The 21301-nt window shown below is 64.2% G+C and carries 22 protein-coding genes and 1 tRNA gene; 7 read left to right on the top strand and 16 right to left on the bottom strand.

Features of this window, described 5'->3' with window-relative positions; all coding sequences use genetic code 11:
- Window positions 1-71: 71 nt before the first annotated feature.
- From ACIPY3_RS13150 to gcvH, 5 genes are all read right to left on the bottom strand, one after another.
- Window positions 72-665, bottom strand: a complete 594-nt coding sequence (locus ACIPY3_RS13150) for a MerR family transcriptional regulator (protein WP_387438600.1) — start codon at window positions 663-665, stop codon at window positions 72-74.
- Window positions 666-901: 236 nt separating this feature from the next.
- The gene (locus ACIPY3_RS13155; protein WP_397322914.1) at window positions 902-1405 is read right to left on the bottom strand and encodes a bifunctional nuclease family protein; all 504 of its coding nucleotides are present in this window, start codon (window positions 1403-1405) and stop codon (window positions 902-904) included.
- Window positions 1405-2121 carry a MerR family transcriptional regulator gene (locus tag ACIPY3_RS13160; protein ID WP_400334690.1) on the bottom strand — a complete coding sequence of 239 codons (717 nt, stop codon included), beginning with the start codon at window positions 2119-2121 and terminating at the stop codon, window positions 1405-1407. Before ACIPY3_RS13160 ends, ACIPY3_RS13155 begins: the two co-directional genes overlap by 1 nt.
- A 23-nt stretch (window positions 2122-2144) precedes the next feature.
- Complete coding sequence (locus ACIPY3_RS13165; protein ID WP_397322917.1) at window positions 2145-2621, bottom strand: FHA domain-containing protein; 477 nt, start codon at window positions 2619-2621, stop codon at window positions 2145-2147.
- 139 nt (window positions 2622-2760) lie between these two features.
- Complete coding sequence (gene gcvH / locus ACIPY3_RS13170; protein WP_400334692.1) at window positions 2761-3147, bottom strand: glycine cleavage system protein GcvH; 387 nt, start codon at window positions 3145-3147, stop codon at window positions 2761-2763.
- Between the two features lie 117 nt (window positions 3148-3264).
- Here gcvH and ACIPY3_RS13175 point away from each other — a divergent pair, with 117 nt between their 5' ends.
- Window positions 3265-3855: a hypothetical protein gene (locus ACIPY3_RS13175; protein WP_400334693.1), complete on the top strand. Its 591-nt coding sequence runs from the start codon at window positions 3265-3267 to the stop codon at window positions 3853-3855.
- 106 nt (window positions 3856-3961) lie between these two features.
- Here ACIPY3_RS13175 and ACIPY3_RS13180 read toward each other — a convergent pair whose 3' ends face one another.
- Window positions 3962-5170, bottom strand: a complete 1209-nt coding sequence (locus ACIPY3_RS13180; RefSeq protein ID WP_400334695.1) for an MFS transporter — start codon at window positions 5168-5170, stop codon at window positions 3962-3964.
- Between the two features lie 172 nt (window positions 5171-5342).
- Between ACIPY3_RS13180 and ACIPY3_RS13185 the strand changes: the two genes are divergently transcribed.
- Window positions 5343-5789: a MarR family winged helix-turn-helix transcriptional regulator gene (locus ACIPY3_RS13185; protein WP_400334697.1), complete on the top strand. Its 447-nt coding sequence runs from the start codon at window positions 5343-5345 to the stop codon at window positions 5787-5789.
- A 110-nt stretch (window positions 5790-5899) separates the two neighbouring features.
- On the opposite strand, the gene ACIPY3_RS13190 is transcribed toward ACIPY3_RS13185, so the two are convergent.
- From ACIPY3_RS13190 to ACIPY3_RS13235, 10 genes are all read right to left on the bottom strand, one after another.
- Window positions 5900-5976, bottom strand: a tRNA-Pro gene (locus ACIPY3_RS13190).
- Between the two features lie 141 nt (window positions 5977-6117).
- A complete protein-coding gene (der, locus tag ACIPY3_RS13195; protein WP_400334699.1) occupies window positions 6118-7668 on the bottom strand; it encodes a ribosome biogenesis GTPase Der in 1551 nt (516 codons plus the stop codon).
- 11 nt (window positions 7669-7679) lie between these two features.
- Window positions 7680-8414: a lysophospholipid acyltransferase family protein gene (locus ACIPY3_RS13200; protein WP_400334701.1), complete on the bottom strand. Its 735-nt coding sequence runs from the start codon at window positions 8412-8414 to the stop codon at window positions 7680-7682.
- Window positions 8404-9117, bottom strand: a complete 714-nt coding sequence (gene cmk / locus ACIPY3_RS13205) for a (d)CMP kinase (RefSeq protein WP_400334702.1) — start codon at window positions 9115-9117, stop codon at window positions 8404-8406. Before cmk ends, ACIPY3_RS13200 begins: the two co-directional genes overlap by 11 nt.
- Window positions 9117-10223, bottom strand: a complete 1107-nt coding sequence (locus ACIPY3_RS13210) for a prephenate dehydrogenase (RefSeq protein WP_400334704.1) — start codon at window positions 10221-10223, stop codon at window positions 9117-9119. The genes cmk and ACIPY3_RS13210 overlap by 1 nt, the downstream gene beginning before the upstream one ends.
- 2 nt (window positions 10224-10225) lie before the next feature.
- A complete protein-coding gene (locus ACIPY3_RS13215) occupies window positions 10226-11437 on the bottom strand; it encodes a pseudouridine synthase (protein ID WP_400334706.1) in 1212 nt (403 codons plus the stop codon).
- A 134-nt stretch (window positions 11438-11571) separates the two neighbouring features.
- A complete protein-coding gene (locus ACIPY3_RS13220; protein WP_400334707.1) occupies window positions 11572-12228 on the bottom strand; it encodes an SMC-Scp complex subunit ScpB in 657 nt (218 codons plus the stop codon).
- Window positions 12221-13087, bottom strand: a complete 867-nt coding sequence (locus ACIPY3_RS13225) for a segregation and condensation protein A (protein WP_400334747.1) — start codon at window positions 13085-13087, stop codon at window positions 12221-12223. Before ACIPY3_RS13225 ends, ACIPY3_RS13220 begins: the two co-directional genes overlap by 8 nt.
- Before the next feature lie 38 nt (window positions 13088-13125).
- Window positions 13126-14025 carry a ParA family protein gene (locus ACIPY3_RS13230; RefSeq protein ID WP_397322929.1) on the bottom strand — a complete coding sequence of 300 codons (900 nt, stop codon included), beginning with the start codon at window positions 14023-14025 and terminating at the stop codon, window positions 13126-13128.
- Window positions 14026-14267: 242 nt separating this feature from the next.
- Window positions 14268-15611, bottom strand: coding sequence for a cation:dicarboxylate symporter family transporter (locus ACIPY3_RS13235; protein ID WP_400334709.1), 1344 nt, complete (start codon window positions 15609-15611; stop codon window positions 14268-14270).
- A gap of 141 nt (window positions 15612-15752) precedes the next feature.
- Between ACIPY3_RS13235 and ACIPY3_RS13240 the strand changes: the two genes are divergently transcribed.
- The 5 genes from ACIPY3_RS13240 to prpB all read left to right on the top strand — a co-directional run bounded on the left by ACIPY3_RS13240 (window position 15753) and on the right by prpB (window position 21295).
- Window positions 15753-17417 carry an ATP-binding protein gene (locus ACIPY3_RS13240; RefSeq protein ID WP_400334711.1) on the top strand — a complete coding sequence of 555 codons (1665 nt, stop codon included), beginning with the start codon at window positions 15753-15755 and terminating at the stop codon, window positions 17415-17417.
- The gene (locus ACIPY3_RS13245; protein ID WP_400334713.1) at window positions 17414-18127 is read left to right on the top strand and encodes a response regulator; all 714 of its coding nucleotides are present in this window, start codon (window positions 17414-17416) and stop codon (window positions 18125-18127) included. Before ACIPY3_RS13240 ends, ACIPY3_RS13245 begins: the two co-directional genes overlap by 4 nt.
- A gap of 76 nt (window positions 18128-18203) precedes the next feature.
- Window positions 18204-18845 carry a GntR family transcriptional regulator gene (locus ACIPY3_RS13250; protein WP_400334715.1) on the top strand — a complete coding sequence of 214 codons (642 nt, stop codon included), beginning with the start codon at window positions 18204-18206 and terminating at the stop codon, window positions 18843-18845.
- A 23-nt stretch (window positions 18846-18868) separates the two neighbouring features.
- On the top strand, window positions 18869-20389 hold the full coding sequence (locus ACIPY3_RS13255) for an MmgE/PrpD family protein (RefSeq protein WP_400334717.1): 1521 nt from the start codon (window positions 18869-18871) through the stop codon (window positions 20387-20389).
- A complete protein-coding gene (gene prpB / locus ACIPY3_RS13260; protein ID WP_400334719.1) occupies window positions 20390-21295 on the top strand; it encodes a methylisocitrate lyase in 906 nt (301 codons plus the stop codon).
- The last annotated feature ends 6 nt before the right edge of the window (window positions 21296-21301 follow it).

The following is a 21301-nucleotide window of genomic DNA, read 5'->3' on the forward strand; positions in this document are numbered from 1 at the left end:
GACCAAGGCAAAGAAGCCGTCTCCCGATGAGGGAGGCGGCTTCTTCGGTACTGCATAAAGTCCGGGCGCGGTCAGCCGATCTTGCGGGCTACGCGTCGCTTGCTGAGTTCGTCATCCGGAAAGGATTGTTCGGCGGCATGCTCACTCGGAAGGGCTGCGAGGCTCCCCTCGACCTCGCGCCACACGCGGCCCACGGCGATGCCGAAGACGCCTTGGCCACCTTGCACCAGGTCAATGACTTCATCCGCGGACGTACATTCGTAGACGCTGGCGCCATCACTCATCAGCGTGATCTGTGCCAGGTCTTCGACACCGCGTTCCCGCAGGTGCTCCACGGCGCTCCGGATTTGCTGGAGCGAGACTCCGGTGTCCAACAACCGCTTGACGACTTTAAGGACCAGGATGTCGCGGAATCCGTACAGGCGCTGTGAACCGGAACCGGCGGCGCCGCGGACAGCGGGTTCAACCAAGCCGGTGCGTGCCCAGTAGTCCAGTTGGCGGTACGTGATTCCCGCGGCCTTGCATGCGGTGGGGCCGCGGTAGCCTGCGTCCTCGTCCAGCACTGGAAGGTCCTCCGTAAAGAGCAAACCTTGGGCGCCGGATGCGGGCGCGGCAATGCCGGTCGAGGCCTGCTTCAGCTCGCCTGCTTCGCCTTTCGGACTCACGTGACCTCCTTGTTGACAGTTCCCTTGGGGACGGTGCACATCACTGACACACAACGCTGAAATTCAGCCGTGTAATTCCCACAAGACCGCACCTTCCAGTGTGACTTGCGCCGGCAGTGTATGCAACGGGAACTTGATACTTCGACGTTAGGCCGGTAAGAGCCCTAGGTCAAAGACGTTGGCCGCGAAAAAAGGCGTGTCGAAACTTTCACCCTCAACTTTAGGCTTAGGGTGACTCAGCCTTCGAAATCCTCTGGCTCCACATCGTCCAGGAACTCGCGGAAGCGGCGCATCTCACGTTCTTCGTCCACGCTGGGATCCGGCTCGGAGTCTTCGCCCTCGTCGTGTTCAGTGATACGGACGCCTGCTTCCTCCATGACTGCGTCGGCGCACCAAATGCGGCATTTTGCCCGCAAAGCCAGGGCCAGGGCATCCGACGCCCGCGAACTGACCACCGTGCCGTCGTCGAACTGCAGTTGGCCGTAGAAAATGTTGTCCTCGACCGCAACGATGTTGACGCTGATGATCGAGTGGCCCAGGGACTCAACAACGTCGATCAGGAGATCGTGCGTCATGGGTCGCGGCGGGACCACACCCTGCTGCGCCAGCGCGATGGCGCTGGCCTCGGGAGTGCCGATCCAAATCGGAACATGCCGCTCCCCCTTGAGTTCCCGGAGCAGAACCAAAGGCTGGTTGGAGGGCAGTTCGATGCGAACGCCGACGATTTCTACTTCGATCATCAGGAGTCCATCCGTGAGATGCGGTGGTGGACGAGCGCCCGGTGCAGGGTGAGGCAGAGGTCGCTGATTTCACGCGCGGCTTCGGCTGCACGGGCCTGCGACGCAGCATCCTTCCGCGAGGTCAGCGGCGCCACGGCCCTTTCCACCAGGCCAAACTCGCGGTCGGCGGCGGCCTGGAACGGCCTCAAGTGCCGGGGCTCCAGGCCGTGGACTTCCAGTTGGACGCAGGCGCGGGCAACCTGGAGGGCGTGCTCGTCGAACTTGCCGCCAATGTGGCTGATCAGCCCGAAACTCAGGAGGGACTCCAGCAAGGGGACGCTCGCACCGGACTCGGCGCGAAGCTGTTCTTCCGTCAGCGTCCGGGCACGGCCATGGACCTCAGCAGCCATCTCGGCAGTGACGGCCCGGGGGGTGACCGAGACTCCCGGCGGAAGATTGTCCGGGCGCTCCCCACGGTCGATCGCGTCCAGGTAATCCTTGATCACCTTCAGCGGCAAGTACTGGTCGCGCTGGAGTGCCAGGACGAACCGCAGGCGTTCCACATCACTGTCCGCATACTGCCGGTAACCGGCAGGCGTGCGCTTGGGATTGATGAGGCCCTTTTCCTCGAGGAATCGGATCTTGGACGCGGTCATCCCGGGGAAATCGTCACTCAGTTGAGCCAGGACTTCCCCGATGTTCAGGACCTGCGGTCCGCGACGTTCCGGCTGGGCCATTGCCACAGGCAGGTACCCCGGGGTCAGGCTTGGCCCGCCGGGCGGCCAGGGCTCAGGTAGTAGGTCAGCCGGAACTTGCCGATCTGCACTTCGTTGCCGCTCTTCAGTTGAACACGGTCCACACGGTCGTGGTTGACGTACGTGCCGTTCAGGCTTCCCATGTCCACGAGTTCGAAGCCCGCGGAAGTGCGGTGGAATTCGACGTGCTTGCGTGAAACGGTGACGTCGTCCAGGAAGATGTCCGCATCAGGGTGCCGGCCGGCCGTGGTGGTATCCGCATCGAGAAGGAACCGCGCTCCGGCGTTGGGGCCACTGTGGGCAATGAGCAGTGCGGAATCCGGCGGCAGCGCGTCAACAGAGGCGCGTTCCTCCGGCGCAAGCTTCGGGGCAATGCTGGGCTCATCCCACGTTGGCGTGATGCTGATCGAGGTGGTCTCCGACGTGGGCTGCTCCTCCGCGCCGTTCCCTACATTGGCTTGGTTCTTGTCGCCGCCAACCATGGAATTTCCTCCTCATCCGCCGGCATTCCAAAACCTGCCGGCCACATCCACCTCCCGGTACCGCCGGGCAAATCGGTTGCTGGCCCGCCCTTCCCGTAAATCCCCTCCGGGGAAATACAGCCGGGCGGGCCAGATAACTTTAGCCTACCTGTTGTTCGTACTCCGATGCACTGAGCAGGGAATCCACTGCGTCAGCTTCGGCGAGTTTGACTTCAAAAAGCCAGCCTTCGCCGTAAGGATCGGAGTTGATGAGGGCAGGATCCTGGTCCAGGGCGTCATTCCTGTTGATGACTTCGCCGCTGACCGGAGCATAGATATCGCTGACGCTCTTGGTCGATTCAACCTCGCCCACAACATCATTTCCGGTGATCTTGGTTCCGGGTTCCGGCATCTGGGCATAGACCACATCGCCCAGGGCATCCTGGGCAAAATCCGTGATGCCTACACGGACAACTCCGTCGCCGTCCGGCGCCGAAACCCATTCGTGTTCTGCGGTATAGGAAAGATCGGCTGGAATATTGCTCATGGGTCGCCTTTCATCGGGACTTTATTGGACCTCGACGGCGGCCCGGGCATCCGGCCACCGCTGAAAGTATAGGCATAATTCCGTTACGCCCTGCGAGGTCTCTGCCATGATTGACCCATGACTGAACAAGCACAAGTACCACCCGGGAAAAAGGGCAATTGGGGCGTCAAAATAATCCTGGTCATTGTGGCATTGCTTGTTGCCGTGGCAGCCTACTTTGTTTTGGGCGCAATACTCCCCCGTTGGTGGTCCGACGTCATCGCGGGACAAATTCGGCGTGACCTTGGTGCCAGCGTCCTGGTGGGCATGTTCTACGGGTTCGTCTTCACCTTCGTTCCCTTGGTGATTGCCTGGCAAGCCACGCACAAAGCTGTGAAGTGGCCCCTCAAGGTCGTCATTCTCCTGGTGGCGGTAGCCGTCGCGACGCCCAACCTCCTGACGGCGGGAATCGTGTTCGGCTCCAGCGAATCCGCCCACGCAGGCCAGCGCACCCTCAGTGTGGATGCCGGCTTCTTCACCACGTGGACGGCGATCTCCGCAGTGGCGGCCGCGGTCATCTTCGCCGCAGTCACCATTCTTTGGGCGGTGTGGCGTCGCCGTGGCAAGCAAATGAAGGCACTCAAGCAAGCCGAACTGGAACGCGTGCGTACCGCCAAAGCTGCGGCGTCGACGGAAGACGCGGGGAACGGGACGCCCGCCGGACCATGAGCCCGGGCGATCTGCGCCCGGGAGTCTGCCCCAAGGGCAACAGAGCATGAAAGAAGCCCGCCCCGGACGACTATCCGCGGCGGGCTTTTCCATGCTGCCGTCAGCGTCAGGCGACTGTGGCCGCCCGGGGTTCGCGTTCGACGTCGGACGCCGGCTTTGGCGCCGAAGGAGCCTTGCGTTTGGCGGTCACTGCGGCTGCCACCATGACCAGCAGGGCTGCCACCGTGATCCCCGCACCCGCCCAAATGGGCGATGTGTAGCCGAGGCCTGCGCTGATGGTCACGCCACCGAGCCAGGCACCGAGAGCGTTGCCAAGGTTGAACGCACCAATGTTGGCCCCGGACGCCAAGGTGGGAGCCGACGTGGCGAAATGCATGACGCGCATCTGAAGGCCGGGAACCGTGGCAAAGCCGAACCCACCCATGAGCGCAAGCGAGACGAGGGTGGCGATGCTGTTGGAAGCCGTCAGGGCGAAGAACACCAAGACCAGCACCAAGCCACCGAGGATCACCATCAAGGATGCATCGAGGGCCTTGTCCGCCGCCTTGCCGCCCAGGAAGTTGCCCACGAACAGGCCGGCACCAAACAGCACCAGGAGCCACGGAACCGAGCTTGCCGCGAACCCGGAGACCTCGGTCAAGGTGAAAGCGATATAGGTGAACGCACCGAACATCCCGCCGAACCCAAGGATGGTCACAATGATCGACAACCAGACCTGGCCGGAGCGGAAAGCCCCTATTTCGGTGCGCAGGCTCTTGGCGGCTTCGGCACTGGCCTTGGGCACCATGAGCGCAATCCCTGCCAAGGCAATGACCCCAATGACGGTAATGGCCCAGAAAGTGGAGCGCCAGCCAAAGTTCTGGCCGAGCAAGGTGCCGAAGGGCACTCCCAGGACGTTGGCCGCGGTGAGGCCGGTGAACATGATGGCGATTGCTCCGGCTTTTTTGTGTGCGGGTACCAGGCTCGCAGCCACCACCGAACCGATGCCAAAGAAGGCTCCATGGCACAGCGCGGCAATGATCCGGCCAACCAGCATGGCGCTATAGCTTTCCGACACCGCGGACAGGAAGTTGCCAACAATGAAGAGGACCAGGAGGCCCATGAGTACGGGTTTTCGGGGAAGCCTGGTCACGGCCGCCGTCACCAGGAGGGCTCCGACAGTGACGCTCAGGGCGTAACCGGAGATGAACCAGCCGGCCGACGCTTCGCTGACGCGGAAATCAGCCGCTACTTCGGGCAAGAGGCCCATGATGACGAATTCGGTCAGTCCGATACCGAAACCGCCCAGGGCAAGGGCAATCAACCCTGCAGGCATGTGGAGAGCTCCTTCATTGGGGTGGTCCCCTGGAGTGGAAGTGCGCCGCCGGGAACCGTAGAATAATAGTTGCAGACGCTGTATATATAGTTGCACACGCTAGGTATTTGCGCAAGCAACTACCTTGCGGAGCCTGCATTCGGACCACCACCAAGTCAGGAGCACAGCAGACATGGGCATCAAGGATGACGCCGTCGAGGTACGGGCACAGGGCTGGCGCACGCTTGCCGCCTTGCACGGGAGCATTGAGGCCGAACTGGAGAAGGCACTCCAGGCGTCCAGCGAACTCTCGGTAGTGGAGTACACGGTCCTGGACGCGCTCAGCCGGCAGGACGGTTGGCACATGCGCATGCAGCAACTCGCCCGCGCCACGGCACTTTCCAGCAGCGCTACCACCCGGCTGGTGAACCGCTTGGAGGATCGCGGGCTCCTCACCCGCATCCTCTGCGCCGATGACCGGCGTGGGATCTACACGGAACTGACAGTGGCCGGACAAAAGCTGCTCCTGGATGCCAAACCCGTCCACGACGAAACGCTGGCGTCTGCCCTGGCTGCGGCCGAACGGGTTCCGGAACTCGAGCCGCTGGTGCGGGCGCTCGGGGCTTTGCAGGCAGTCTGACGCACGAACCCCCAGGGGTGGCCTGGCTTTCGCCGGGCCGTCCAGGAGGGGCCGCACGCCTTAACGACCAAAGGCCGGAGTCCCGTGTTTCCACGGGACTCCGGCCTTTATGGTCGGGCTGACAGGATTTGAACCTGCGACCCCTTGACCCCCAGTCAAGTGCGCTACCAAGCTGCGCTACAGCCCGCTGGTTCCACCGTTCTCCGCCAAGGTATTCCTCCGAAGATTCCTACCTAAGCAGTCCGGCCGAACCACCTCCAAAAGCTTACACGAAGTTGGAGGCCGCTTATGCCATCCGAGCCAAAGTTGGCTGTGATGCGCGTCTCATTTACTTTTTCCGGCCGCGCTTCTCGCGAACGCGCATGTTGACCTCGATGGGCGTGCCCTCGAAGCCGAACGTTTCGCGCAGGCGCCGCGTGATGAACCGGCGGTATCCGGGGTCCAGGAAGCCAGTGGTGAACAGCACGAACTTCGGCGGCCTGCTGGAGGCCTGGGTGCCGAAGAGGATGCGCGGCTGCTTTCCGCCACGGACGGGGTGCGGGTGGGCTGCCACCAGTTCACCCAGGAACGCGTTGAGGCGTCCCGTGGGAATACGGCGGTCCCAGCTCTCCAGCGCCGTGTCCAACGCAGGAACCAAACGGTCCTTGTGCCAACCGGTCTTGGCGGAAATGTTCACCCGGGGGGCCCATTCAACGTGCGCCAGGTCCTGTTCGATTTCGCGTTCCAAATAACGGCGACGCTCATCATCCAGGAGGTCCCACTTGTTGAAGGCCAGGACCAGCGCCCGGCCGGACTCGATGGCCAACTGCAGGATGCGGACGTCCTGCTCGCTGAGGACCTCGTCCACTGCGAGGAGCACGACGGCGACCTCCGCCTTCTCGAGCGCGGCCTGAGTTCGCAGCGAGGCGTAGAAATCCGCGCCTTGGGCCATGTGCTGGCGGCGGCGGATACCGGCAGTGTCCACGAAGCGCCACGTACGGTCGCCGAGCTCGATGAACTCGTCTACGGGGTCACGCGTGGTTCCCGCCAACGGGTCCACCACAACACGCTCCGAGCCAGCGAGCTTGTTCAACAGCGAGGACTTGCCCACGTTCGGGCGACCGATGAGTGCGATGCGGCGTGGACCACCGGACCGCTCGACGCCTTCCACCAGCGAGAACTCCGGCAAGGTGTCAATGACATGGTCCAGGAGGTCGGCGACCCCGCGGCCGTGCAGGGCCGAAACCGGATACGGCTGGCCGAAACCCAGGCCCCACAAGGAGGCAGAGTCGGCTTCCTGCGCAAAGTCGTCCACCTTGTTGGCCACCATGATGACCGGCTTCTTGCTCTTGCGGAGCATCTTCATGACGCCCTCATCGGTTGCCGTGGCGCCAACGGCGGAGTCCACAACGAACAGCACTGCATCAGCCAGCTCGACAGCCATCTCGGCTTGGTCGGCCACGCGGGCGTGGATGCCCTTGGCGTCGTGCTCCCACCCGCCGGTATCCACCAGCGTGAAGTTCTTGCCATTCCAGCGCGCCGAATACATTACACGGTCGCGGGTAACACCCGGGGTGTCCTCCACCACGGCCTCGCGACGGCCCAGGATGCGGTTGACCAGGGTGGACTTGCCAACATTGGGACGCCCGATGATGGCCAGGACGGGATCCAGCTTGAGTGGTCCCTCGTCGCCTTCGTCCTCGTAGTCGCCGCTGAGCAGGGCAGCGTCGTCTTCGTCGAGCTCGTAATCATCGAGTCCGGCACGGAGGGTGGCGGCCCGGAGCTCTGCCTCCTCGTCGTCCAGCGCAGCCAGGTTTTCAGCCACCTGGTCGGTGCCGGTGGGCGTGTATTCGTCGTCGCCGGCACCATGGTGGCCGGATTTTTGAGTCGTATCGCTCATTGCACTTTCCTTCAGTGGTGGTCTGCCGGGGCTCCGGCTACTTCGATGTGGCGGTGGTGTTGGTCCGGTTCAGGGGCCGCTTCCCGGGGAAGGGCCTGCCCGGTCTTCCGGACGGCTTCCTGGACGTGTGCTGCCAAGGCATCGCGGATTGCCGCCGCCGCCCTGTCCATTGAAACACGCCCCGGTTCGCCCTTCCGGCGCTGCACCGTCAGGGGTTCGCCGAAGCTGACGTACAGCTTCCTGCGCAGGCGGGGAATATGGTCACGGTGCTCGCCCGGGTGCCGCGTTCCAAGGATGGCCACGGGAATCACCGTGGCACCGGAGTTGACAGCCAACCAGGCAACTCCGCTGCTGATGCTTTCGGCGGCACCGGTCCCCCGCGTCCCTTCAGGCAGGATGCCGACGCAACGGCCGCCGTCGAGCAGTTCCTTGCCCAGGTGCAGGGCGGCACGGTCGCCGCTGCGGTCCACCGGGATCTGGCCCGAAGCCGTCAGGACCCTGCCCAGGAACCCCTTGAACATCTCCTTCTTGACCATGATGTGCATGGGCCGCGGCGCGGCTCCGTACATGACTGGGCCGTCCAGGAAGCTGATGTGGTTGGCGGCAAAAATGACCGGACCGGCGGCAGGGATATTGCTCTTGCCCGCCACCGACGTCCTGTACAGAACGTGATCCAGGAACCACCCGATGGGGCGGCTCCAGAAGCGGTTCCAGGATGCCGGTAGCCGCTGCTGCTCAGTCGCCATAGATGACCTTGCTGACAATCGCCAACGCGGTTTGGACGGTTTCCTCGAAGTCGAGGTCCGAAGAATCCAGGGTCACCACGCCGTCAGCGGCCTGCGTGAAGTTCACCACCGTGGAATCCTTCGCATCGCGCTGGAGCACCTGGGCGGCCAGTTGTTCGTTGCTCTGGGTCCCGCCCAACTGGATTCCGCGACGTCGGAGCCTGGCTTCCTCGCTGGCTGTCAGGAGCATGCGCACTTCGGCTCCGGGCGCGACGACGGTGGTGATATCGCGGCCTTCCACCACCATGCGGTGATGGTGCTGGTCGATCAGTTGCCGCTGACGGCGGATCAGTTCCGTCCTGGCACCCAGGGTGGTGGCCACAGCACTCACGGACGAGGAAATCCGGGGATCCCTGATTTCCTCCGTCACGTCGGTTCCGTCCACAGCCACGTACTCGTTCGCGGCACTGGTGCTGATTTCCAACGGCATGGTCTTGGAAGCAAGTTCAACGGCGGCGCCATCGTGAAGGTGCACCCCTGTCTTAAGGCAGTACCAGGTCAGCGCACGGTACATGGCGCCCGTGTCCAGATAAGCCAGCTTCAGCCGCTTGGCCACTTCCTTGCTGACACTCGATTTGCCCGATCCCGAAGGACCGTCGATCGCTATCACGAGCGGCTTGCCGGGACGGGCAACCGTCTCCGGGCCAAAGAATTCACGCGTCATTACTGGAGTACCCGCCATCCACGATCGGTCAATGCTTCAACAAGGAGGTCGTGCTTGCTGGGCAGGACGGAGATTTCCACCATGCCCACGTTCTGTCCCGACGAATGGTCCAGCCGAAGGTCTTCCAGGTTGACGCCGATCTCGCCGATCTCGGTGAGGAGCTGCGCGATCTGGCCCGGCCTGTCATCGACCAGGATGGTCAACCAGGAATATGCCTGCGGCGGGCCTCCATGCTTCCCCGGGATCCGGGCCTGCCCGGCGTTGCCTTCGCTGATCAGTTGGGCGAGGTCAAGCCTGGCACCAGGGGCCAACGGATCTTCCAAGGTACCGATCAGCCGGTTGAGGTCCTCGCGGACGCCATGGAGAATTTCCACGACCTTGTCCGCATTTCCACCGAGGATCTGGACCCAAAGGGTGGGATCGCTCGCTGCGATACGCGTGGTGTCCCGCAGGCCGTTGCCGGCAAGGGACAGCGCATGGAGCGGCGTGCCTTGGAGCCGGCTGGCCAGCAGTGAGGACATGATCTGCGGCAAGTGCGACACCAGGGCCACAGCCTCATCATGTTCATCGGCGCTGAACTGGGAAACAAACGCGCCCAGGTCCCCCGCCAGCGAACGCGCCACTTGGCGTGCCTCGTCCGCTGTTTCGTCGGACGGGCAGATGACCCACGGCATGGACGTGAACAACTCGCCCCTGGCAGCCACGGGTCCGGACTTCTCCCGGCCCGCCATCGGGTGGGTGCCCACGTAGCGGGACATATCCACGCCCCGCGAACGCAAGTCGGCCTGGATGGCGGCCTTGACGCTGGCAATATCGACGACCACCGCTTCCGGGTAGTCAGCCAATGCCTTCTCGACGACGTCTGCCGTGACATCCGGCGGAGCTGCCACAACCACAAGCTGCGGCTGGGCATCCAGCTCGTCAAGCGGACGACCCGCGCCAATGTCCACGGCCACAGCCTGGTTGGTGGGCGAGGTGTCGAACAGGAAAACCGGGACGCCGCGCCCACGCAGGCCGAGGCCAATGCTGGCACCGAGCAGGCCCGTGCCAAGTACCACGACGGGGCCATCCAGATGGCCCCGTCCGTGCGTGCGGAATGCCGACATGCCTAGAGTCCCACGGCGGCCATCAAGTGGCCGATTTCCTGCTTGCCGAGGTTGCGGATGCTGCCCTGGCGCTGGTCGCCGAGGCCGATGGGGCCAACCTTGACGCGCACCAGCCGCTGCACCGGGAAACCGACGGCGTCGAACATGCGGCGCACAATGCGGTTCTTGCCGGAGTGCAGCACAACCTCGATCAGGACGTGGCCCGGCGTTGAGTCAACCAGACGGAAGGAGTCCACTGCCGCAATGCCGTCTTCAAGCTCGACGCCCGACTTCAGCTGGGCTCCGACGCCCTGCGGGAACGGTCCCCGCACCTGGACCAGGTAGGTCTTGGGTACCTCATACGAAGGGTGGGTCAAGCGGTTGGCGAGCTCGCCGTCGTTCGTCAGCAACAGCAGTCCCTCGGTGGCGACATCCAAGCGCCCCACGTGGAACAACCGTTCGCCCTTGTTCTTGTTGGTCTTGAGGAAATCGCTGATGCACGGACGACCCTCGGGGTCTTCCATGGTGGACACAACACCCTTGGGCTTGTTGAAGACCATGTAGACCAGGGTTTCGTCCAGCTGGATGCGGATGCCGTCAACGTGGATGACCGCCGACTTGGGGTCGACCCGCATGCCAAGCTCCGTGGTGATCTGGCCGTCCACTTCGACGCGGCCTTCCAGGATCATTTCCTCGCACACGCGGCGGGAAGCCACGCCTGCCTGGGCCATGACCTTCTGGAGGCGCACCCCGTCAACGTCATGCAGATCCGATTGGGGAACGTCCACCCGCGGACCGCGGTTGCGGCCGGGCTTCCGGACCGGACCGAGGTTTTGGCCAAACCGCTCGCTGCCGAAGGCCTTGGAGCCGTACTGCTTGGCGTTGCCGGGCTTCGGCTTGGGCTTGAGGGCGCCGGGCGTGCCGGGTGCCTTGCCGTAACCCGGCTTGTTGGATCCGGGCTTGCGGAAGGGCTTGGCGGGCTTGGCCGCCTGGCTGCGACCGCCGGCCGTCGTGGGGTTGTCGGGGTCGAAAGGAGCCGCTTCCCGCGGTTTTGCGGCCTTGAACGGCCGGCCCTCGCCCTGCTTGAAGGTGCGCTTTCCAGCGCCGGCACTGCCGCCGCGGCCAGCAAAGCCGCCGGCGTTGGAGCGCCCTGCGCCGCCCCTTGCCTCATTGCGTCCGGAGTTGTTGCGTCCCGAACCGTTACGTGGTGAACCCTGGCGTCCCGCCTGTGTCATGACCCGTCCTTGTGTAGTATTGGCCGGCCGGCCGTGCTGCAATCAACACTAGCCAGCCCGGCAGGCAATCGCCTGCCCCCGCTGCTGCGGCACGCCCTGCGCGCCGTGAACCAATATGTATTTGTGCCGAATGCTCACATCCGGCTTGCGTCGTAATACTCGTCGATCCCCTCGAGGCCGGGAAGGTGCGGTGACAGCTGCGGCAAGTCCGCGACTGAACCGATGCCCATCCGTTCCAGGAAATAGGAGGTTGTCCGGTACAGGATTGCCCCGGACTCGGGATCGTTACCGGCGTCTTCGATCAATCCACGCTGGGTCAGTGTCCTGACGACGGAATCGACGTTAACGCCGCGAATTGCGGACACCCTGGCCCTCGAGACCGGCTGGCGATAGGCAATGACCGCCAAAGTCTCCAGTGCTGCCTGGGTCAGCCTGGTGGTTTGGCCCTCAAGGACGAACCTGCCAACGATGTGGGCGAAATCCGGCCGCGAGTAGATCCGCCAACCCCCGGCGATGTTCCGCAATTCGAAACCCCGGGGTGCGTTGCTGGCAGCGGCAAAGCCATCAGCATCCACGTCCGGGGCTTTAACAGTATAGCCGCTATACTCGCGCCGGATTTCCTGCAGCAAATCATCGACGACGGCGACGGTCACGTTCAGTCCCGCGGCCAGCTCCTCCGCGGTGGCCGGCTCGTCGATCACCATCAACACAGCCTCCAGGGCTGCCTTTGCGCCGCCGGGGAGGGCCTCGAGTTCGGTCAGGCCATCCGTGCCTGCCGGCTGGTCAGTCATCTGCGGCTCCATCTCCCAGGTCCTCGTACTCTTCGCTCACGTTTGAGCTGTCCCATTCTGCGTCGCTTCCAGTCCATCGGACCACCAACTGTGCCAAGGGCGTGGGCTGCTCAAACGCGACCACGCGGTCACGGAACATCTCGAGCAGGGCCAGGAAGCGGGCAACCACCACCAGGGTGCTCTCGGCATCTGCGATCAGCACCTGGAACGTCAGCGGCGCCCCCAACTGCAGGCGGTAGCCGAGGATCCCGGCTTGCTCCTTCACACTGACAGGTGGGGCATGCAAATGGCCCAAGCCCACCTCGGTGGGCGGGGCATCTTTGGGTTTGAGCGCTTTGGCGGCCAGTTCGGCAAATTGCTCCGGGCTGTGGCGCCACACGAGTTCCGGCAACAAGGCCGCAAAATGTTCCTCCAGGGCCACTTGGCGCGGGAACCGGCGGCCTTCTTCTTCCAACTGGTCGCCGAGGAGTCCGGCCACTTCCTTGAAAGCCTTGTACTGCAGCAAGCGCGCGAACAGGAGGTCACGGGCCTCCAGCAGCGCAATGTCCTCGTCGTCTTCCACCTCGCCGGCGGGCAGGAGGCGGGCAGCCTTCAGATCCAGCAAAGTGGCCGCAATGACCAGGAATTCGCTGGCTTCGTCCAGCGCCCAGTCCTCCCCCAGTTCCTGCAACCTGCGGATGTATTTGATGAACTCGTCCGTCACCGTTGCGAGGGCAACTTCGGTGATATCCATCTTGTGCTTGGCGATCAGGCCCAGCAACAGGTCGAAGGGGCCCGTGAAATTGGCCAGCCGTACCTCGAAGCCGCCCTTTGACGCTTCGGAAGTGCCGGCGTCGGGCGTTGAAACGGAGGAGTCCACCGCGAGCGGTGGGGCAGAAGGCGATCCCACGCCGACGGCTAGGGTGCGCCGCCGCGCGAGATCAGTTCCTTCGCGAGCCGGCGGTAGGCATCCGCACCGACGTGGTTGCCCGCGTAGCTGGTAATGGGCTCGGCGGCAACGGTGGCGTCGGCGAACTTGATGGAACGCTTGATGACGGTCTCGAACACTTTGTCACCGAACGCCTCCACCAGGCGGGAGATGACCTCGCGGCTGTGCAGGGTGCGGGCGTCGTACATGGTGGCCAGGACGCCGTCCACCTGCAGGCGTGGATTCAGGCGGTCCTGGACCTTCTCGATGGTTTCCACCAGGAGTGCGACAGCGCGGAGGGCGAAGAACTCGCAGATGAGCGGGATGATGACACCGTGGGCGGCAGTCAGTGCGTTGACGGTCAGCAGGCCCAGCGACGGTTGGCAGTCGATCAGGACGACGTCGTATTCGTCCTCGACGCTCTTGAGGGCACGGTCCAGTACCTGCTCGCGGGCCACCTCATTGACCAGTTGCACCTCGGCGGCGGACAAGTCGATGTTGGCCGGCAGGAGGTCCACGCCCTCCACGCCGGTCTGGTGGATGGCTTCGCGGATGCTCACCTTACGGTCCATCAGCACGTTGTATACGGTGAGGTCCAATTCATGGGGGTTGACGCCCAACCCCGCCGACAGGGCGCCCTGCGGGTCGAAGTCCACCAACAGCACGCGGCGGCCGTACTCGGCGAGCGCGGCGGCAAGGTTGATGGTGGACGTGGTCTTGCCCACCCCACCCTTCTGGTTGACCATGGCGATGACTCTCGCCGGGCCGTGCGAAGCAAGCGGAGCCGGTTCCGGGAAGTCGCGGTGCGGGCGGCCCGTGGGCCCCATGATTGCGTCTTCCAGATCGAGCTCGGTGCCTGCCAGGGTTGCTGTTCCCCGTTCGATGCTCACGTATCCAACCACTCTTTCGACGACGATCTTCCCGGCCGCCGGTCCCGTGGGACCAGCACTGCTACCCACCTAGGCTACAGCGACCGACACGGTATTCCGGGGAACTTGACATTGCCCGGCCTTTGAGCCTTGACCCTCTAGTAGAGGTGGAAGGTTTAGGGTCTGCCCACTCCCCCGCGCGCGAAAGAAGGCCGGCGCCCCTGCGGGCACCGGCCTTCAGACGGGCTCGGGATTCGGTGGAGCTAGACGGTTGCCTTCTCGCGGGCGTCGGCTTCGGGAGCCTCGGCCACCTCGTCGTGGGCCAGCATGGTCTGCTCGTCGAAGGGTGCATTGCCCGAGAGGACCTCATTGACCTGACGGTTATCGATTTCCTTGACCCACGTACCGATCAGAACTGTGGCCACGGCGTTGCCGGTGAAGTTGGTCAGCGCCCGCGCCTCGGACATGAAGCGGTCAATACCGACGATCATGCCCACGCCACCCAGCAGCTCCGGCTTGTGTGCCTGCAGTCCGGCGGCCAGCGTTGCCAGGCCGGCGCCGGTGACGCCTGCCGCACCCTTCGAAGCGATGATCATGAAGACCAGGAGGGAGATCTGGGCGCCCAGGTCAAGCGGCGTCCCCATGGCGTTGGCAACGAACAGGGAGGCCATGGTCAGGTAGATGGCCGTGCCGTCCAGGTTGAAGGAGTAACCGGTGGGGACCGTCACGCCGACAACAGGCTTGGAAACACCCAGGTGTTCCATCTTGGCAATGAGGCGAGGCAGCGCAGCTTCGGAGGACGAGGTGGAGAAGATGAGCAGATATTCGCGGGCCAGGTACTTCATCAGCTTGAAGATGTTCACACCGGCGACTGCACGGAGCAGGGTGCCGAGGATGACCACGATGAACAGGATGCAGGTGATGTAGAACGCGATCATCAGGGTGAACATGCTGAGGATTGCCTGCGCACCGGTTGCGCCCACGACGGCGGCAATGGCACCGAACGCACCTACCGGGGCGAGCCACATGATCATGATCAGGATGCGGAACACGAGGCGCTGCCCGTGGCCGATGGCGGCGAGGATCGGCTGGCCCTGCTTGCCCATCTTCTGGAGCGCGAAGCCCACCAGGATGGCTGCCAGCAAGGTGGGAAGCACCGGAATATCCCCGGGAATGATGCCGAGCAGGAAGTCCACCGTGCTGTCCGTGGCGGCCTTCTTGTTGGGGTCGTAGGGGGTCAGCTTGAGGCCCTCGCCCGGGTGGATCAGGTTGCCGACCACCAGGCCGATGGCGAGCGCGAACGTGGACATGGCCACGAAGTACCCCAGGGCGAGTCCGCCCACCTTGCCCACCGTGGCGGCCTTGGCAATGGAGCCGATGCCCAGGACGATGGTGCAGAAGATGACGGGTGCGATCATCATCTTGATCAGCTTGATGAAGCCATCGCCGAGCGGCTTGAGCGACTTGCCGACTTCGGGGAACACCAGGCCAACAACGGCACCGAGCACGACTGCGAGAATGACAGCGATGTACAGGTAGTGCGACTTGTCGAGCCCCTTGCGCCCGCCGGTGGCGGCCAATGCCGACTCTCCTCGTTGAGAGGTCATGGGAATCTCCTTCTGGATACTGTGTAAGGCGCTGCGGTCCTGCACTTGTGTCCGCTCCGCTGCCCTTGTGTGATATCCATCATTCAGCCGCTCGTGACATACATCACCGTTGCGGTCATATTGGTCATGGGAGGCCCACACGTGTTTCATAGCTGGAGCATTGCCCGCCGCTTGTTTGTGGCGAACCTGCTGTTCGTCATGGTGCTGACGGCGGCGTTCGGCGCTTTCTCCGTGGCCGAGGCCAGGAACCGGGCCTACGATGATGCGGGCAGCCGGATGCAGGCGATCGTCGCTTCCATCGCCAACAACCCCTTGGTCCTGCAGGCTGCCTCCAGCCCCGATCCTTCCGCCACCCTGCAGCCCTATGCCTTGAAGGTCATGGACACCGCGGATGCGGATTTCATCACCATCATGGCCCCGGACCGGACACGGTGGACCCACCCCCGGCCCGAGGAACTCGGCAAGCCCTACATCGGAACCATCGAGCCGGCCCTGCAGGGCCAAACGTTTACCGAAGTAACTGCGGGAACCTTGGGCCCGTCGGTCCGGACCATCGCCCCGGTCAAGGACGCGGCCGGGTCCGTTAAAGCCCTGGTGGCAGCGGGCATCACGGTGCGCACGGTGGACACCGATCTCGCTGAACGGCTGACCGTCATCGGCGCCATTGCCCTGGGGGTCCTCTTCTTTGGTTCCGTGGCGTCCTGGTTGCTCGGACGATACCTGCGCTCCGTCACGCGTGGATGGGGACCGGAGCAGCTGGCCCAGCTCTTCGCCTACTACGAGTCGGTCCTGCACTCGGTGCGCGAGGGTCTCATCCTCATCGACACGCGCGGCAACGCCGTCATGTACAACGACCAGGCGGCCGAATTGCTCGGCTTGGAGCCGTCCGAAGCGGACCGCTCCCCCGACCAGGCACCGCGGCTCGCCGAGCTTCCCTTCGACGGCAGCCTGCGCGCCCTGTTCGAGTCCGGCCGGCCGGCACATGACGAGATCCATCTGACGGGTTCCCGGATCCTGGTGGTAAACCAGGCCCCGGCTGTTGGTCCCGTCCCACCCAGGAGCCGCCAGAAACCGGCGGTCTACGGCACCGTGGCCACCATCCGCGACCGGACCGAGATCGAAGCCCTTGGCACGGAACTGGAAACCATGAAGACCCTCTCCGACGCCCTGCGCGCACAGACCCATGAGCACGCCAACCGCCTGCACATGATCGTTTCCCTCCTGGAGCTCGGCCGCACGCCCCAGGCGCTTGAGTTTGCCACGAAGGACCTTGAGCTGAGCCAGCAACTGACCGACGACATGCTGGCCGCAGTGGACGAACCGGTGATGAGCGCCCTGGTGATGGGCAAGGCCGCCGAGGCCCACGAACGCGGCGTGGATCTGACGGTCCGGACGTCCGGCACCGCGGGCGTTCGCGGACTGGAAATCCAGGACCTGGTGACCATCGTGGGAAATCTGCTGGACAACGCCATCGACGCAGCGGCAGCCGGCGGGCTCCCCCGATCGGTGGAACTTGAGGTGCTGACCGGAAGTGCCGCCGTCGAATTCGTGGTCCGGGACTCCGGCGCCGGCATCGATCCGGCGTCGATCGACGACGTCCTGCAGTACGGCTACAGCACCAAGTCCTCGACGGGAGATCCGCGCGGCAGCCATGGCCGGGGCGTCGGGCTGGCACTGGTGCGGCAAGCGATCCAAAGGCTCAACGGTACGATGTCCATCGATAATCCGAGGACAACAGACAACCCTGGCGGCGCGCAGTTCCATATTGTGCTGCCCACAACGGCTCCCGGGGAAGGGAAGGCATGACAGATATCCGCGTCCTGGTGGTCGAAGACGAACCGATCGCTTCCGATGCCCACTCGGTCTATGTGGGGAGGATCGACGGCTTCACCGTGGTTGGCACCGCCCCCGACGGCCAGTCGGCCCTCCGCCTCCTGGGCGAATTCGCCGCTTCCGGCTCCGCTGTCGACCTGGTGTTGCTGGACATGAACCTCCCCGACCTCCACGGACTGGACGTGGCCCGACGCATGCGGTCCGCTGGAATCCTTGCGGACATCATCGCCATTACGGCCGTCCGCGAACTCAGCATTGTCCGGAGCGCTGTGTCGATCGGCGTGGTGCAATACCTCATCAAGCCGTTTACGTATGCCACCTTCGCGGACAAGCTCACCAGCTACCGCGCTTTTCGCGACCAATTGGCTGGTTCCACCACAGGGACCCCCGGCGCCGGCGCCTCGCAGAGCGATGTGGACCAGGCCTTTGCCAGCCTTCGCGCCCCCACGGACCTGCCCCTGCCCAAGGGGCTCTCCCCCTCCACGCTGGAGGCAGTCAAGGACCTGGTACGCACCCGTGAACTGCCGGTGTCCGCCAGCGAAGTCATGGAAGCAGTGGGAATGTCCCGCGTGACGGCCCGGCGCTACCTGGAGTACTTGGCCGACGCCGGCACGGTCACCCGGACCCCGCGGTACGGAACCCCTGGGCGGCCGGAAAACGAATACGGATGGCGCCGCAACTGAGGGACTGTGTATACATTAACGGCTCATGGACGGCGCATCATGGCTTATTTTGAGCCGTATGTATACACTGGAAATCATGCGCGCCAGTGACCGGGCTTACACCGCCCTCCGTGAGGACATCATCGAATGGCGCCTCCGTCCCGGTACCGTCCTGGCGGAAGTGGAGCAGTCCGAACGCCTCGGCGTCTCCAGGACGCCGGTCAGGGAAGCACTCGGCCGGCTGACCGCTGAAGGACTGACGACGGCGGCAGGCGGCCGGGGCGTCGTGGTCACCGACATCTCCCTCGAGAGCATCGATGAGCTCTTCGAACTGCGTGAAACCTTGGAAGTCAGGGCCGCAGCCTTGGCCGCGGAACGCGGCGATCCCGGCATTTTTAGTGAACTGCAGGCACAACTGGACCGCGCGCCCGGGCTGCTCCGGGAATCGGACCCGGCCCGTCACGATTACTACGCACTCGTGGGGCGCCTGGACGACGCCATCGATGCCGCTGTTGCCAACACCTACCTCGCCCAAGCCATGCGGAGCCTCCGTGTCCATCTGGTCCGCATCCGGCGACTCGCGGTCGATGATTCCGCCCGACTCGCCGCCGCGGCCGCGGAACATGCAGCCATCGCCGAAGCGATCGCCGCCGGGAACCCACGGTTGGCCGAAGCGGCCACCATCGTCCACCTGCACCGCAGCCTCACCCACGTCAAAGCCGCACATCCGGCCCAGTGAACCGTCCAACCCAAAGGAGCACCATGGTCCAGAACCATCACGTCCGTGTTTACAAGTCCGAGGAGAACCTGCCCCGCGAGGAGCAGTTGGCCCACAAGATCGCCGTGGTCGCGGCTGATCCTGTGGAGGTCACGGCCGAGGTGACGGACATGGTGATCAACCGGATCATCGATAACGCCTCGGTGGCGATCGCCTCGCTTAACCGCGCGCCCATCGTCGCCGCCCGTGCCCAGGCCCTCACCCACGGACCCTCTGCCAACGGCAAGGGCGCCAAGGTCTTCGGCATCGAAGAGCGTGTCTCCCCCGAATGGGCGGCCTGGGCCAACGGTGTGGCTGTCCGGGAACTGGATTACCACGACACCTTCCTCGCCGCGGACTACTCCCACCCCGGCGACAACATCCCGCCCATCCTGGCCGTCGCCCAGCACGTGGGCTCCAACGGTGCCGACCTGGTCCGGGCGATCGCCACGGGTTATGAGATCCAGGTGAACCTGGTCAAGGCGATCTGCCTGCACAAGCACAAGATCGACCATGTAGCCCACCTCGGCCCCTCCGCAGCCGCAGGCATCGGCACCCTGCTCGGCCTGGATGTGGAGACCATCTTCCAGTCCGTTGGCCAGGCCCTGCACACCACCACCGCCACCCGGCAGTCCCGCAAGGGCGAGATCTCCACGTGGAAGGCCCACGCCCCGGCCTTCGCTGGAAAGATGGCCGTTGAGGCAGCGGACCGGGCCATGCGTGGACAAACGTCCCCCGTGCCGATCTACGAAGGCGAAGACGGCGTGATCGCCTGGATGCTCGACGGCCCGGACGCCTCCTACGAGGTACCGCTGCCGGAGAAGGGCGAGGCCAAGCGCGCCATCCTGGACACGTACACCAAGGAACACTCCGCCGAGTACCAGGCACAGGCTTGGATTGACCTGGCCCGCAAACTCAACCGTGAACACCCCGAAACCACCGACCCGGCCAACGTGGCCTCAGTGCTGATCAAGACCAGCCACCACACGCACTACGTCATCGGCTCCGGCGCCAACGACCCCCAGAAGTACTCCCCCACGGCGTCCCGGGAAACCCTTGACCACTCCATCCCCTACATCTTCACCGTCGCCCTGCAGGACGGCACCTGGCACCACGTGGACTCCTACGCCCCCGAACGCGCCACACGCCCGGACACCGTGGAACTCTGGCACAAGGTCACCACGGTGGAAGACCCGGAATGGACCCGCCGCTACCACTCCCTGGACATCGCCGAGAAGGCCTTCGGCGGCACTGTTGTCATTACACTCACGGATGGAACCGTGGTCACTGATGAGATCGCCGTCGCCGACGCGCACCCGCTCGGCGCCCGGCCCTTCGCCCGTGAGCAGTACGTGAACAAGTTCCGCACCCTTGCGGCCGGTGTGGTGGAGGAGGCCGAAATCGAACGGTTCCTCGCCGCCGTCGAACGCGTCACCGAACTCGGCGAAGGCGAACTCGACCAACTCAACATCACCGCCGCCCCCGGCGTCATCGACCCCAATAACGCGCCTAAGGGACTGTTCTAAATGCTGTACTCCAAGACCACACCCGAACAGAAACGGGTTAAGCTCCGCGAGCTGCTCGACTCCGGGACTGTCCAGCAGTTCCCCGGCGCGTTCAACCCCCTCTCTGCGCGGCTGATTGAGGAAAAGGGCTTCGCCGGGGTCTACATCTCCGGCGCCGTCCTGGCCAACGATCTTGGCCTGCCGGACATCGGCCTGACCACCCTCACCGAAGTCGCCACGAGGGCCGGGCAGATCGCCCGCATGACGGACCTGCCCGCCTTGGTGGACGCGGACACCGGTTTCGGTGAACCGATGAACGTGGCCCGCACCATCCAGGAACTCGAAAACGCGGGACTGGCCGGCTGCCACATCGAGGACCAGTTCAACCCGAAGCGCTGCGGACACCTGGACGGCAAGAACGTGGTGGACCTTGATACCGCCACCAAACGCATCCGCGCCGCCGCCGACGCCCGCCGGGACCCGAACTTCCTCATCATGGCCCGCACCGACATCCGGGCCGTGGATGGCCTCCAAGCGGCGCAGGACCGCGCGAAAGCCCTGGTGGATGCCGGCGCCGACGCGATCTTCCCCGAAGCGATGCGGGACCTCAACGAGTTCCAGGCCATCCGCGACGCCGTGGACGTGCCCATCCTGGCCAACATGACCGAGTTCGGAAAGAGCGAGCTCTTCACCACCGAACAGCTCCAGGGCGTCGGCGTGAACATGGTGATTTACCCCGTGACGCTCCTCCGCATTGCCATGGGCGCTGCAGAGCGTACTCTGGAATCGATCAAGGCTGCGGGGACCCAAGAGGCACACGTCGACTCCATGCTTACGCGTGCTCGCCTCTACGACCTCGTGGATTACGAGGCATACAACCAATTCGATACCGGCGTTTTCAACTTCCAGGTTCCTGGCATCCGCTAGGTCCGG

This window comes from Paenarthrobacter sp. NPDC089714 (assembly GCF_044748905.1).
Taxonomy (GTDB): domain Bacteria; phylum Actinomycetota; class Actinomycetes; order Actinomycetales; family Micrococcaceae; genus Arthrobacter.